Raw genomic sequence first — 558 nt, forward strand, 5'->3', positions numbered from 1 at the left:
CTTCTCGGCTCCAACGGATTTAGCGAGTGTTTCGGGGGCGAGCCCGGCGAGCGCGGTCAGGTCAGGAATTTGCTTGCGAAGGGATGGATCGGCCTTCCAGAGCCGTTCGCCCTCCGTCGCGGACGCATCCGAAAAGGCGAAATGGCCGGCATAGAAAGCGAGCGCCCAGCGATCGCCGCCAGGCAGCGACGCGAAGCTCTGCATCGCCGTGCCATCTATGCCCTGGTCGATAACCTGATACAGCGCGAAGGGGCTGCGTTGGCGGGCACGAGCGACATCGGTGAACGCTATCGGCGGGGTGGCGAGTTTGGCGGCGTTCGGGCCATGACCATCGCCTGCAGCACCGTGCCAGCTCGCGCAGTTATGTGCGAATAGCGTCGCGCCACGGGCGAAATCGGGTGCCTTGGCTGGGGCAAGCGGGACCGGATAGGCTTTGAGCAGTTGAGCCGCGAGACCATGGGCGAGGTCGGCGACCTGGCTGGCCGAGCCCTTGGCGGCTACGACTGCTTGAAGCCGTGTCGCACCATCGAGGAGCTTGGCGCGGGCGGCTGTTGGCGG

The 558-nt window shown here is 65.9% G+C and carries 1 protein-coding gene; it reads right to left on the bottom strand.

Going from position 1 to position 558, the window contains the following annotated elements:
* Window positions 1–558: c-type cytochrome (locus AACY45_RS27650; RefSeq protein WP_339548646.1), on the bottom strand; the 558-nt coding region annotated here is incomplete at both ends.

It is taken from the genome of Pseudomonas sp. RA_35y_Pfl2_P32 (assembly GCF_963970735.1).
In the GTDB taxonomy this organism is placed as follows: domain Bacteria; phylum Pseudomonadota; class Gammaproteobacteria; order Pseudomonadales; family Pseudomonadaceae; genus Aquipseudomonas.